This is a genomic window from Streptomyces sp. NBC_01381 (assembly GCF_026340305.1).
Classification (GTDB): Bacteria; Actinomycetota; Actinomycetes; order Streptomycetales; family Streptomycetaceae; genus Streptomyces.
Genome location: NZ_JAPEPI010000001.1, coordinates 3,436,664 through 3,449,910 on the forward strand (window position 1 = coordinate 3,436,664; position 13,247 = coordinate 3,449,910).

Below are 13,247 nucleotides of genomic sequence, written 5' to 3' on the forward strand. Positions count from 1 at the left end.
CGCGTGCGGTCAACTCGCAGCCGGAGGAGTCGTATGCCCCGCAACGTCGCCCTGTTCGCCGCCGACTGGTGGGCCCAGGCCGGGTACGGGGTGCGGTTCGAGTGGGGACCCGAAGGGGCGCGGCGACTGATGGCGGGCGGGGATGTGGCGTGCCTGGTCGTAGTGGACGTGCTGTCGTTCACGACCGCGGTGTCGGTCGCGGTGGACGCCGGGACACGGGTCTTCCCGTACGCGTGGCGGGACGAGAGCGCGGTGGCGTACGCGGCGGACCGGGGCGCCGTGCTGGCGGTGGGACGGCGCGCGGTGACGCCCGATACGCCGTGGTCGCTCTCCCCCGCCGCGCTGCGCCGGGCACCCTTCGCGTCCCGCCTGGTGCTGCCCTCGCCCAATGGGTCCGCGATCGCGGCGGCGGCGTCGGAGGCGGGCGGGGTGGTGGTCGCCGGATGCCTCAGGAACGCGGCGGCGGTGGGCGGTTGGCTGGCCCGGGAGGGCTTCGGCACCACTGACCGGCCGGTCGCGGTGGTCGCCTCCGGCGAGCGGTGGGAGGACGGGAGCCTGCGGCCCGCGCTGGAGGACGCGCTGGGGGCGGGGGCGGTGATCTCCGCTCTGGGCGGGGGGCGTCTTTCGCCGGAGGCGGAGGTGGCGGCGGGCGGGTACGCGTCGTGCGGGGACGTCGCGGTGGCGGTGGCGGAGTGTGCGTCGGGGCGAGAGCTGGCGGCGGGCGGCTTCGCCGGGGATGTGGCGGTGGCGGTGGAGCGGGATGCGTCGAGGGTGGTGCCGGTGCTGGTGGACGGCGCTTTCTCTTCCCCGCTGTGTCCATGAACGCGCTCCGCCCGCGGGCGCCCCTTCCCGAAATCTTCCGGCTGCGCCGGCCGCGAGGTGGCCGTGGATCACCGCCTCCGGCGAGTTCGTCCTCAAACTCCCCCAAGCTCCTAAAGAGCAGGGGGGACCCCCTCGACGGGCTGGAAGGTCTGTGGCCGGGCTGGAAGCCCTGTTGACGGGTGGGCGGGCAACTTCGGGGCAATCGGGAAGGGGGTCCCCCCTGCTCATTAAGAGCTTGGGGGAGGGCGGGAAAGATCCGCCGCGAAGCGGCGGTCTTGCCCGGCCTCGGGAAGGGGTCAGCCCCCCAGCACCGACCCCAACGCCGCCAAGAACCGATCCGTCGTCCCCCGGTCACGGACCGCGACCCGTAGCCACTCCGCGCCCAGGCCAGGGAACGTGTCGCCGCGTCGCACGGCGAAGCCACGCTCCCGCAGCGTGGAGCGCACCGCGGCGGCCCCCGGCACCCGGATCAGGACGAACGGTCCCTCCGCCGCCGGAACGGCCCGCACCCCGCCGGAGGCGAACTCCGCGAGCCCCGCGAGGAGATGGGCCCGGTCGGCGGCGATCAGGGAAGCCGCGTCCGCCGCCTCGGCCAAGGCGGCGGACGCCACGCACGCCTCCGCCGCCGCCAGCGCCGGCGAGGACACCGGCCACAGCGGCTGCGCCCCCGCCAGTGTCGCGATCGTCTCCGGGTCGGAGAGGACGTAACCGATCCGTAGTCCGGCCAGGCCCCACGTCTTGGTGAGGCTGCGCAGGACGACGAGTCCGGGTACGTCCGTACGGCCGGCCAGCGCTTCCCGTTCACCCGGCACCGCGTCCATGAAGGCCTCGTCCACCACCAACACCCGCCCGGGACGGGCGAGTTCGGTGATGGACGCGGCCGGGTGCAGTACCGACGTCGGGTTGGTCGGGTTGCCGATCACCACCAGGTCGGCCGACTCCGGCACCACCGCCGGGTCAAGCCTGAACCCTTCGGACTCCCGCAGCAGCCCCCGGCCCACCACATGCCCCGCATCCCGTAGAGCCGCCTCGGGCTCGGTGAACTGCGGGTGCACGACCACCGGCTGACGGACCTTCAGGGCCCGCGCGAGGAGTACGAACGCCTCCGCCGCGCCCGATGTGAGCAGCACCCGGTCCGGTGACACACCGTGCCGCGCCGCCACCGCGGCCCGCGCCGACCGCCCGTCCGGATACGCGGCCAGGCCGTCGAGCGAGGCGGCGATGTGCCGCTTCAGCCAGTCGGGCGGGGTGTTCGCGCGGACGTTGACCGCGAGGTCGGTGAGGCCGGCGGCGCCCCGGACCTCGGCATCCCCGTGATGCCGCAGGTCCAGTTCGCCGTCGTACCCGGTGTCGGTCTCAGGCTCAGTGGGAGTGCGCATGGGACCCGTGGTGGTGACCGTGTCCGTGCCCATGTCCGTGCCCGTGCCCATGGTCCCCGTCGTCGTCCGGGTGGAAGTGCGGCTGCTGCGGCAGGCCCACCTTGTCCTCGAAGCCGGGCAGCGCGATGCGGTAGACGCAGGAGTCGCAGTTCATCCGGAGGTCGCCCTTGACCGCCTCCCGGTAGCGCTCCATGACGAGGTCGAGCAGCTCCTCCTCGGGGCCGATCACATCCGCCGAGAGCACCTCGACCTCGGGGTGCGCCGCCGCCCAGCCGTCCGTCTGCTGGCGGACCCGGTCCGGCAGGATGCCGGTGAAGAGGAAGTAGGGCAGGACCACGATCCGCTTCGCGCCAAGCCGTACGCAGCGGTCGAGGCCCGACGGCACGTCCGGCGCCGCGAGCGAGACGAACGCCGTCTCCACGCCCGCGTAACCGCGCCCCTCCCACAGCAGCCGCGCCGCCTTGTGCACCTCGGCGTTGGCGTCCGGGTCGGTCGAACCGCGGCCGACGAGCAGCACCGTCACGTCCGCGCGGTCCTCGGGCGTGCGCGCCGCGCCGCCGAGCGCCTCGTCCAGGCGGCGCTCCAGGACCTTCAGGAGCGAGGGGTGCGGGCCGAGCGGGCGGCCGTAGGTGTAGGAGATGCCGGGGTGGCGCTCCTTCTCACGGGTGAGCGCCGCAGGGATGTCCCCCTTGGCGTGCCCGGCCGACACCAGCATCAGCGGGACGGCGGCGAAGCGTTTGACGCCCCGCTCCACCAGGTCGGTGACCGCGTCGCCCAGCGGCGGCGGCGACAGCTCGATGAAGCCGCCGGCGACCGGGAGTTCGGGGTTGCGGCGGGCGAGTTCCTGCACGAAGTCCCGGAACGCTGCGGCCCCGGCCTCGTCGCGGGTGCCGTGGCCGGCGATGAGCAGTGCGGGCGGGGTGGTCACGGGGACTCCTCGGTTGTTGCGGGTGCTTCGTAAGACTTCGACTGCGAGTGCGGTGTCGACTTCGGCGACGGCGCGGGGTGGTACAGGAGCGCGTTCAGCGCGGCCGCCGCGACCGCCGAACCGCCCTTCTCCGAGACATTGCTGACGGCGGGAAGGCCGCTCTCGCGCAGCGCCGCCTTGGACTCGGCGGCACCGACGAAGCCGACGGGCAGGCCGATCACCAGGGCGGGCGCCGCGTCGAGCACGAGCAGTTCCTCCAGGGCGGTCGGCGCGCAGCCGATCACCCAGAGCGCCCCGGGGCCCACTTCCTCGTACGCGAGACGGATCGCGTGGGCCGAACGGGTAAGGCCGGGGCCCGACTTGGCGTCCTTCAAACGACACACCGTCTGCCGCTTCGTGATGCCCGCCGCGACCATCTCCACGTCGGTGACCACGGGCGCACCCGCGTGCAGCGCCGCGTGGGCCGCCACGAGGGCGTCCTCGTCGGTGACGAGGTCCGTCGCGTACTCCAGGTCGGCGGCGGAGTGGATGACGCGCTCCACGACCGCCCGGGTCAGCGGCGCGAAGTGCGAGGTGTCCAGGCGGGCCCGGAGCCGCCGGAACGACTCCTGCTCGATGGGGTGGACGACACGGGTCACTTGGACACCTCCGAAGGGTCGGCCGACTGGTCCGCGTGCTGCCAGCGGTAACCGCGCGGAGTCACCATGCGGCCCGCGATCTCACGGGTCGCGGTGTTGCCGACCGTCACGACCGTCATCATGTCGACGACTCCCGGGTCGAGTTCGCCGATCGTGCTCAGGCGCGCGGACTCGTCCGGGCGCGAGGCATTGCGTACGACACCGACCGGCGTCGTCGGCTCCCGGTGCTCGGCGAGGATCGACAGGGCCTTCGGCAGCTGCCAGTCGCGGCCCCGGCTGCGCGGGTTGTAGAAGGTGACGATGATGTCCGCCTCGGCCGCCGCGCGCACCCGGCGCTCGATGACCTCCCACGGAGTGTGCAGGTCGGAGAGGCTGATGGACACGTGGTCGTGGCCGAGCGGCGCGCCCAGTATCGCCGCCGCCGCGAGCGCGGCCGTCACACCGGGTACGCCGATGACGTCGATGTCGTCGCTCGCCTCGGCAAGGGCGGGCGAGGCCATGGCGTACACGCCCGCGTCGCCCGAACCGATCAGCGCGACCGCCTGCCCCTTCTGCGCCTCCGCGACAGCGGTACGCGCCCGCTCCTCCTCGGCGCCGAGCCCCGACTCGATGATGACCGTGCCGGGGCGAAGGAGGTCCCGGATCTGGTCGACGTACTGGTCGAGACCGACCAGGACCGAGGCCCTGCGCAGCTCTTCGCGGGCGCGCGGCGTCAGCAGGTCCCGTGCGCCGGGACCGAGCCCGACGACCGCGAGCCGTCCGCGCGGCTTCCGCCGCACGACGGCACAGGTGGCCATCGGCGCACGGCCCTCGGGCGCCGACTTCCGCTTGGGCACGAGGAGTTCACCGCCGCCGCGCAGTGCGGCGGCCTCCGCGACGGAGGGCGTACCGACGGCGGCGAGCGGCGCGTCGGACGGGTTCGGCACGTCGACCCCGGCCAACTCGTCGGCCGCGTACGTCACGACCGGCACCCCGAGCCGCGCGGCGGCCTCGACGATGCCGGGTTCGTCGGCCTTCGCGTCGACGGTCGCCAGCGAGGCGACGGAAGCGGCGGAGAGCCCCGCGTCCCGCAGGGTGTCCTGAACGAGCCCGAGCACTTCTTCGACGGGCGCACCCTTGCTGGCGCCGACGCCTACGACGAGGGTGGGCGGCCGCAACACGACTTCCCTGTCCCCGAGTTCAGCGCGGCGATCGCTGACCCGGATGGTCGCCACGGTCGTCTGCCCCGGCTGTGGGCAGGCGTTCCGCACGGCGGAACGGGTGGGCACAGGCTCAACTTCGGGGCCCCGATCAAGCGACGTCACGTTAGGCGGCAACGCAGGCAGTGGGTAGCCCAACTCGTCACAGAGAGCAACGGCTTCCCCGTCCAGCACCGCACGGGTCACACCCGCAACATCCCCCTCAACCGGCAGCCCCAGCATGTCAAGACCCGGCACATCGACGGAGTCGGTGGCGGTCGTCACGACAGGCAAGGCCCGCAGAACATCCCCCACCTCGTGGGCAAGGGCATTCGCACCCCCCTCATGCCCGCCCAGCAGGGCAACGGCAAACCGCCCGCCCTCATCGACGCACACCACCCCAGGGTCGACATCCTTCCCCTGGAGCAGCGGCGCGCAGAGCCGCACCACGGCGCCCGCGGCGAGAAAGCACACCACCTGCTCGCACTCCGCGAAGGCCCGCTCCACGGCGCCCCGCACGGGCCCCTCGTACACCCGCGTCCGCGAGGGCCACGCCGCGGCGAGACGGTCGCGTGCCGCGCCGCCCGCCGCCGTGGCGGAGATCAGGCCGATCACTGAACTACTCCTTCAGACAAGGGAGATGAGGGGCGGGTGCCCCACACCAGAAAGACCGGATTGGTCGCCGCGAGCCGCGACACCTCACCCGGCAGCGGCGCGAGCCGCGACGACTGCAGCAGTACGCCGTCGCAGTCGAACCCGGCACCGCTCAGCGCCGCCCGCACCGCGGGCACCCGGTCGAGCGCCGCCATGGCGACGACGACGGACCGCCGGGCCCGCCGCGCGCACGCCGTCACTATCGCGGGCAGCTCACGCCCGCCGCCGCCGATGAACACCGCGTCCGGGTCGGCGAGATCGGACAGGACGGTGGGCGCGGCCCCATGCACGGCGTGTACGTCGACGCCGTGCGCCGCGGCGTTGGCGCGGATGCGCTCGACGCCGTCGGCGGTCTTCTCCACGGCCACGACCGCCGCGCCGAACCGCGCGCACTCCACGGCGACCGAGCCGGAGCCCGCGCCGATGTCCCACACCAGGTCGCCCAGGCGCGGTCCGAGCCGGGCGAGGGCGAGCGCCCGCACCTCGAACTTGGTGATCATCGAGTCGCGGTGGGTGAACTCGCCCTCATCCAGGGCCCATTGGGCGGGTCCGGGCCGGGGCCCCGCGACAGTGCGCAGCGGCGCGAGGGCCCGTTCCTCGTCCAGGCAGAGCACGACACTCACCGCTGGCCCCCAGTCGCGGGCCGCGGCCTCGGCCGGCGTGACCCGTTCCACGCGCTCGTGCTCCGGGTCGCCGAGGGCGCTCGCGACGACGAGCGTGCGGGCGTCGGCGCGCCGGACCAGCTCGGCGCCGAGTTCGGCGGGGCCGCTGCCGGGGCCGGTCAGGATGGCCACCTTGGGGTGCGCGCGGCAGGCGTTCGCGGCGGTGCGCGGATCGCGTCCGTGCGCGCTGACCACCACGGCGTCGTCCCACGGAAGCCCGACCCGCGCGAAGGCGGTGGCGACGGACGAGACACCGGGCCGGACGTCGAGCCGGTCGGACCCGAACCGCTCGGCGAGTGCCCGCACGATCCCGAAGAACCCGGGGTCCCCGGAGGCGAGCACCACGACGCCGCCGCCCTCCGCCGCCCCGTCGGCCTTCGCCAGCTGTTCCTCGATGGCGTCGAGCGCGGGGGCGAGCGGCCCCATCACCACCCGGGCCGTCCCCGGCGGCAGCCCGGCGGACTCGATGTGCCGCCGGGCGCCCACGACGAGCCCCGCGGCGCGCACCGCGTCCAGGGCGGCGGTGTCGAGCGGCGCCCCCGTCCCCGTACCGAAGACGGTGATCACGATTTCGCCCTCTCCGCGCGCAACGCGGCCCGCGCCTCGGGGTCGGCCTTGCGGAAGCCGTGGAAGTGGCCCGGGTGGTAGAGGTGCGAGCGGGTGCCGTGCGCGGCGAGGGCCGGTCCGACCAGGAACAGCGTGTGCTTCCACAGGCGGTGTTCCTTGACCGTTTCCTCAAGGGTCTCGATGGTGCAGTTGAGGACGAGCTCCTCGGGCCATGTCGCCTGGTACGCGATGACGACGGGCGTGGTCGTCGGGTAGCCGCCCTCCAGGAGCTCACGCACCAGCTGGCCGCTGCGTGCCGCGGAGAGGAACAGCGCCATCGTCGTGCCGTGCCGCGCGAACTCCCGCACCTCCTCGCCGGGCGGCATCGGCGTCTTGCCGCCGCCGAGCCGGGTGAGGATCACGGACTGCGCGACCTCGGGGATCGTCAGCTCGCGCTGCGCGATCGCCGCGACCGCCGAGAAGGACGAGACGCCCGGCACGATCTCCGTCGCCACGCCGATCCCGGCGCACCGGTCGACCTGCTCCTGCGTGCCGCCCCACAGGGCCGGGTCGCCGGAGTGGATGCGGGCGACCTTCAGGCCCTCGGCGGCGGCGCGCTCGTACACGGCGACGACGTCTTCGAGGGACATCGTCGCCGAGTCGAGGATCTCGGCGCCCTCGCGCGCGTGATCGAGGACGTCCGCCTGCACCAGGCTCGCCGCCCAGATGACGACATCGGCCTCCGCGATGGCGCGTGCGGCACGGAACGTCAGCAGGTCGGCGGCGCCGGGCCCTGCCCCGACAAAGGTCACCTTGCCGGTGGTGGCTTCGGCGTCGGCCATGGGTGGAGTTCCTCTCGTACGAAACAGAAACAGTCAGTGGTGGAACAGAAATCAGTGGTGGAACAGAAATCCGTGGGTGTCGCCCCGCGGATGGATGTGCGGGGCAGGGGGTCGATCGGCTAGCAAGGGCGCATGGCTGTGTTCGTGGCGCTCGGCGCTTTTCTGATGACCCTGGCGGGCGGCTGGACGGCCCAGCGGGTCACCGACCGGCGTCACCTCGTCCTGGGGCTCGCCGGCGGTCTGATGCTCGGCGTGGTCGGCCTCGACCTGCTGCCGGAGGCCCTGGAGGCCGCGGGCGGCCCGGTCTTCGGCGTACCGGCGGCGCTGCTCCTGTTCGTGGCGGGCTTCCTCGTGGCGCACCTGGTGGAGCGGCTGCTCGCGGTGCGTCAGGCGGCGCACGGGGCGGAGGAGGTCAACGGCAGGGCGCCCCAGGTGGGTCTGACGGCGGCCGCCGCGATGGTCGGCCACAGCCTCATGGACGGCGTCGCGATCGGCGCCGCCTTCCAGGTGGGCCAGGGCATGGGCCTCGCGGTGGCGCTCGCGGTCATCGCCCATGACTTCGCGGACGGCTTCAACACGTACACGATCGCCAGCCTGTACGGGAACGCCCGCCGCAAGGCACTCGCGATGCTCTTCGCCGACGCGGTGGCCCCGGTCGTGGGCGCCGCGTCGACGCTCCTCTTCACCATTCCGGAGCAACTGCTCGGCGGATATCTCGGCTTCTTCGGCGGAGCGCTGCTCTATCTGGCCGCCGCGGAGATCCTGCCGGAGGCGCACCACGAGCACCCGGCCCGCTCGACGGTGCTGTGCACGATCGCGGGAGCCGCGTTCATCTGGCTGGTGGTGGGCATCGCGGACTGACGCCGCGGTGCGGACCGAGGTCACAGTTTCCCGCCCCGGCCGCCCTCGCGCCGCGCGGGAGCGATCAGCGTGGACAGATAGGGCAGCGGCGTCTCGTCCAGCTCGGCGGCCGAGCGGATGGACTCCTCGGGAAGGCCGAGCGCGGACCCCCACACGGCGTCCTCCGTGCGCCCCGTCTCGCGCAGTGCGGCCGCCACCTCCTGGGCCTGCCGCCCGAACTTGTACGCGACGACCGTGCCGGGCCCGGCGAGCGCGTCCTTGAGCACGGCGGCACCCGCGGTCACCGGCACCAGCGTCAGCGGCTCGGTGCCTTCGGTGAGCACGGCACCGCTGCGGGCGGCGAGATCCTGCATGGCGGTGATGCCGGGCACGGTCTCGATGCCGGCCCCCGGCACGAGCTCCGCGATGGTCTGCGCGAGATAGGTGAACGTCGAGTACACATTGGGGTCGCCGATCGTCGCGAACGCCACCGAGCCGTGCTCCCGCAGCAGCTCGGCGACCCGCTCGCCGGCGGCGTCCCAGGCGGCCTCGCGGCGCTGCCGGTCGGTGCGCTCGTTGAGCGCGAACACGACACGCACGACCTTGTCCTCGGGGACGTAGTGCAGCACGGTCGCTTCTGCCCGCCCGCGCTCACCGGTGTCCATGACCGGTACGACGACGACAGCGGCGGCACGCAGCGCGTTGACGCCCTTGACGGTCACCAGCTCCGGGTCACCGGGCCCGACACCGACTCCGACCAGCGTGTTGCTCATGCCGTGCACCTCTCTACGAACCGACGGGCGATACCGGGTTCGGCGGCCCAATGCGTGTGCAGATAACTCGCGTGCACACCCTGTTGTACGAAGCCTTCGACGCGCCGTTCAGGGGCGTGCAGACCCCAGGCGGGAGCCGCCCCGGCGCCCGGTTCGACGACGGTGCGGTGAAACTCGTGCCCGCGCATCCGGGTCCCGACGGCCGCGAGCGCGCTGTCGGACACGGCGACGGCCTCCCGGTACCCGAGGGTCAGCCGCTCCGACATCCGCGCACGGGCGTCGAGCACGCCGCACATGGGCTTCCCGTCCAACTCCCGCGTCAGATAGAGCAGCCCGGCACACTCGGCGGCGACGGGCGCCCCACCGAGCGCAAGCTCGGCAACGGCTTTCCGCAACGGCTCATTGGCGGAAAGCTCGGGAGCGTACACCTCGGGAAATCCACCGCCGATGACCAACCCGGCGGTGCCGTCCGGCAGTTGCTCGTCATGGAGAGGATCAAACGTGACGACGTCTGCGCCGGCGGCGGTGAGCAGCTCGGCGTGCTCGGCGTAGGAGAACGAGAAGGCGGCACCACCGGCGATGGCGACGACAGGCCTGCGGCTCTCGCTCTTCAGCGCGTCCGGCGAAACTTCCGGGTCCCACGTGTCACCGGACAACGCAGGCGCGCTACGGGCCAGCCCCAGAATCCCCTCCAGGTCACACCCTTCCCGCACCCGCGAGGCCAACGCCGCAACAGAGTCCACAGCCTCAGCCCGCCGCTCGGCGACCGGCACGAGTCCCAGGTGCCGCGAGGGCGCGTGGACCTGCTGCGCCCGACCCAGCGCCCCCAGCACAGGAACCCCGGACTCGTCCAAGGCCTCCCGCAGCAACGCCTCATGCCGCGCGGACCCCACCTTGTTCAAGATGACGCCCCCGATCCGTACCTCCGGATCCCACGAGGCGAACCCATGCACAAGCGCGGCAACGGACCGCGACTGCGACGAAGCGTCGACCACCAGAACCACCGGCGCCCGCAACAACTTCGCCACCTGCGCCGTAGAAGCGAGCTCACCCTGCCCCGAGGCCCCGTCATAGAGCCCCATGACGCCCTCGACCACGGCGAGATCGCACCCACGCGCCCCATGCGCGAACAGCGGCGCGACCATCTCGGGCCCGCAGAGATACGCGTCGAGATTCCGCCCCGGCCGCCCCGTGGCCAGCGCGTGATACCCGGGATCGATGTAGTCGGGCCCCACCTTGTGCGGGGACACGGCGAGCCCGGCCGCCGAGAAGGCGGCCATCAACCCCGTGGCGACAGTCGTCTTCCCGCTTCCGGAGGAAGGCGCTGCGACGACGAGCCGAGCTACCACTCGATGCCCCTCTGGCCCTTCTGCCCGGCGTCCATCGGATGCTTGACCTTGGACATGTCCGTCACGAGATCGGCGAAGTCGACCAGCGCATCGGGAGCATTGCGCCCTGTGATCACGACATGCTGATTCCCCGGCCGATTCCGCAGCGTCTCCACGACCTCGTCCGTGTCGACCCACCCCCAGTGCATGGGATAGGCGAACTCGTCGAGGACGTAGAGGCGGTACGTCTCGGCGGCGAGGTCACGCTTGACCTGCTCCCAGCCCTCGCGGGCCTTGTCCTCGTTGCTCATCTCGCCGTCGGCGGGCGCGCGCTGGATCCACGACCAGCCCTCGCCCATCTTGTGCCAGTCGACGGCCCCGCCCTCGCCGGAGGCCCCGAGGACCTTGAGGGCGTTCTCCTCGCCCACCTTCCACTTCGCCGACTTCACGAACTGGAAGACCCCGATCGGCCAGCCCTGATTCCAGGCCCGCAGCGCGAGCCCGAAGGCGGCGGTGGACTTCCCCTTGCCGATGCCGGTGTGCACGACGACGAGCGGGCGGTTGCGCCGCTGACGCGTGGTGAGTCCGTCGTCCGGCACGACGCTCGGCTGTCCCTGCGGCATTACGCGACGCTCCTCATGCGAGTCATACGAGATCCCGATCCCTGTACGTCCTTGACGAGCCCGGCGATGGACTCGGCCCGCAGCTCGTCCAGCGTCACCGCGGTACCGCCGAGCTCACCGGCAAGCTGCCCGGCGAGCCCGAGCCGCACGGGCCCCGACTCGCAGTCGACGACCACGGAGGCTATCCCGGCCGCCCCGAACAGCCGCGCGGCACGCCCCGCCTGGGCCACCGGCTCGGGCCCGCCCGTGGCGCGCCCGTCCGTCACGACCACCACGAGGGCCCGCCGCGCCGGATCCCGCAGCCGCTCCACCCGCAGCACCTCGTGTGCCTTGAGCAGCCCGGCAGCGACCGGCGTACGCCCACCCGTGGGCAGCGACTCCAGGCGCGCGGCGGCCGCGTCGACGGACGAGGTCGGGGGCAGCGCCACGTCGGCGCTCGTGCCCCGGAAGGTGACGAGCCCGACCTTGTCGCGCCGCTGGTAGGCGTCGAGCAGCAGCGAGAGGACGGCCCCCTTGACCGCGCTCATCCGCTGCCGTGCGGCCATGGACCCGGAGGCGTCCACGACGAAGAGGACGAGGTTGCCCTCGCGCCCCTCCCGTGTCGCCTGCCGCAGGTCGTCCCTGCGCACCACGAGACCCCGGCCCGACCGGCCGCGCGCCCGCTGATGCGGGGCCGCGGCCTGCACGGTGGCCGCCAAGTGCAGCTTGGTGAGGGCCCCTTGGGGCCGCCGGGCCCCGGTGGTCCTGCCGTGCTCGGTACGCGCCCGAGAGCGCCGCCCGGCGGCACCTTCGCCCAGTCCGGGCACGCTCAGCATCTTCGTACGGAACGGTTCGGCGGCCCGCACGGCCTGCTGTTCACCGCCACCGGCGGCGGGAGCCTGCGCGGCGGACGCCTCGTCCTCCTGGCCCGCCTCGCTCTGGTCCCCGGGAGTGCCGGGCGAGTCCGGACCGCTCTCCGGGGGCCGGCCGCCCCCGCCGGGCCCGTCGGGATCCGGATCGTCGTCGCCCTCATCGCCCCCGGACTGCTCCAGGGTGTCGTCCAGCTTGTCCTCGTCGAGTCCCGGAGCGTCGAAGGGGTTGCGCCGCCGCCGGTGCGGAAGGGCGAGCAGCGCCGCCTGCCGGACGTCCTCGGCGAGTACGTCCTCGCGCCCGGCCCAGGCGGCAAGTGCCGTCGCCGTACGCGCCATCACGATGTCGGCCCGCATCCCGTCGACCTCGAAGGCCGCGCAGGTCGCCGCGATCTGCCGCAACGCCCCGTCACCGAGCCGCACTTGGGGAAGCAGGGCGCGCGCCGCGACGATCCGGGTCCGCAGCGCGGTCTCCTCGTCGCCCCACCGCGCGGCGAAGCCCTCCGCGTCGTCGTCGTACGCGAGCCGCCGGCGCACGACCTCCACACGCTGGTCGGTCTCCCGCGACGCGGCCACCTCGACGGTGAGCCCGAACCGGTCGAGCAACTGCGGCCGCAGCTCGCCCTCTTCGGGGTTCATGGTCCCGACGAGCAGGAAGCGCGCGGCGTGCCGCACGGACACCCCCTCGCGCTCCACATAGGAGGCGCCCATGGCGGCGGCGTCGAGCAGCAGATCGACCAAGTGGTCGTGCAGCAGGTTGACTTCGTCGACGTAGAGGATGCCGCGGTGCGCGTCGGCGAGCAGCCCCGGCTCGAAGGCCTTGACCCCCTCGGCGAGCGCCCGCTCGATGTCGAGCGCGCCGACAAGACGGTCCTCGGACGCCCCCACGGGCAGCTCGACCATCCGGGCGTCCCGCACCGAGTCCCCGCCGACGTCGTGCGGACCGTCGGGGCAGGCGGCATCGGCGGCGGCCGGATCGCAGGAGAACCGGCACCCGGCGACCACCGGCACCTGCGGAAGCAGCGCCGAAAGGGCGCGCACCGCGGTGGACTTGGCGGTGCCCTTCTCGCCGCGTACGAGCACGCCGCCGACGGCGGGCGAGACGGCGTTGAGCAGCAGGGCGAGCCGCAGGTCGTCCTGTCCGACGAGCGCGGTGAACGGATAGGGGGTGCTCACAAGGCCTCCA

12 protein-coding genes are annotated in these 13,247 nt (G+C 73.3%); 2 read left to right on the forward strand and 10 right to left on the reverse strand.

The genetic code is table 11. The features are described 5' to 3' along the window. Positions 1-33: 33 nt before the first annotated feature. On the forward strand, positions 34-822 hold the full coding sequence (locus OG453_RS16020; RefSeq protein WP_266868441.1) for a 2-phosphosulfolactate phosphatase: 789 nt from the start codon (positions 34-36) through the stop codon (positions 820-822). Between the two features lie 296 nt (positions 823-1,118). On the opposite strand, the gene cobC is transcribed toward OG453_RS16020, so the two are convergent. Genes cobC through cobM form a run of 6 tightly spaced genes read right to left on the reverse strand, consistent with a single transcriptional unit; the run spans position 1,119 to position 7,649 of the window. Further along, complete coding sequence (gene cobC / locus OG453_RS16025; protein ID WP_266868443.1) at positions 1,119-2,201, reverse strand: Rv2231c family pyridoxal phosphate-dependent protein CobC; 1,083 nt, start codon at positions 2,199-2,201, stop codon at positions 1,119-1,121. Continuing rightward, positions 2,185-3,129, reverse strand: a complete 945-nt coding sequence (locus OG453_RS16030; protein WP_266868445.1) for a sirohydrochlorin chelatase — start codon at positions 3,127-3,129, stop codon at positions 2,185-2,187. Before OG453_RS16030 ends, cobC begins: the two co-directional genes overlap by 17 nt. Then, entirely contained in the window at positions 3,126-3,767 is a 642-nt protein-coding gene (locus tag OG453_RS16035) for a precorrin-8X methylmutase (RefSeq protein ID WP_266868447.1), read from the reverse strand. The genes OG453_RS16030 and OG453_RS16035 overlap by 4 nt, the downstream gene beginning before the upstream one ends. Beyond that, entirely contained in the window at positions 3,764-5,560 is a 1,797-nt protein-coding gene (cobJ, locus tag OG453_RS16040; protein ID WP_266868449.1) for a precorrin-3B C(17)-methyltransferase, read from the reverse strand. Before cobJ ends, OG453_RS16035 begins: the two co-directional genes overlap by 4 nt. After that, positions 5,557-6,828 (reverse strand): precorrin-6y C5,15-methyltransferase (decarboxylating) subunit CbiE, encoded by a 1,272-nt coding sequence (gene cbiE / locus OG453_RS16045; protein ID WP_266868451.1) that lies wholly within the window; start codon positions 6,826-6,828, stop codon positions 5,557-5,559. The genes cobJ and cbiE overlap by 4 nt, the downstream gene beginning before the upstream one ends. Beyond that, entirely contained in the window at positions 6,825-7,649 is an 825-nt protein-coding gene (gene cobM / locus OG453_RS16050; protein WP_266868453.1) for a precorrin-4 C(11)-methyltransferase, read from the reverse strand. The genes cbiE and cobM overlap by 4 nt, the downstream gene beginning before the upstream one ends. Positions 7,650-7,781: 132 nt before the next feature. Between cobM and OG453_RS16055 the strand changes: the two genes are divergently transcribed. Beyond that, positions 7,782-8,510 (forward strand): ZIP family metal transporter, encoded by a 729-nt coding sequence (locus OG453_RS16055; RefSeq protein ID WP_266868455.1) that lies wholly within the window; start codon positions 7,782-7,784, stop codon positions 8,508-8,510. Positions 8,511-8,530: 20 nt separating this feature from the next. On the opposite strand, the gene cobI is transcribed toward OG453_RS16055, so the two are convergent. Genes cobI through OG453_RS16075 form a run of 4 tightly spaced genes read right to left on the reverse strand, consistent with a single transcriptional unit; the run spans position 8,531 to position 13,237 of the window. Beyond that, positions 8,531-9,262, reverse strand: coding sequence for a precorrin-2 C(20)-methyltransferase (gene cobI / locus OG453_RS16060; protein ID WP_266868456.1), 732 nt, complete (start codon positions 9,260-9,262; stop codon positions 8,531-8,533). Continuing rightward, on the reverse strand, positions 9,259-10,611 hold the full coding sequence (locus OG453_RS16065) for a cobyrinate a,c-diamide synthase (protein ID WP_266868458.1): 1,353 nt from the start codon (positions 10,609-10,611) through the stop codon (positions 9,259-9,261). Before OG453_RS16065 ends, cobI begins: the two co-directional genes overlap by 4 nt. Further along, the gene (gene cobO / locus OG453_RS16070; RefSeq protein ID WP_266868460.1) at positions 10,605-11,213 is read right to left on the reverse strand and encodes a cob(I)yrinic acid a,c-diamide adenosyltransferase; all 609 of its coding nucleotides are present in this window, start codon (positions 11,211-11,213) and stop codon (positions 10,605-10,607) included. Before cobO ends, OG453_RS16065 begins: the two co-directional genes overlap by 7 nt. After that, entirely contained in the window at positions 11,213-13,237 is a 2,025-nt protein-coding gene (locus OG453_RS16075) for a putative cobaltochelatase (RefSeq protein ID WP_266868462.1), read from the reverse strand. The genes cobO and OG453_RS16075 overlap by 1 nt, the downstream gene beginning before the upstream one ends. Positions 13,238-13,247: the final 10 nt, after the last annotated feature.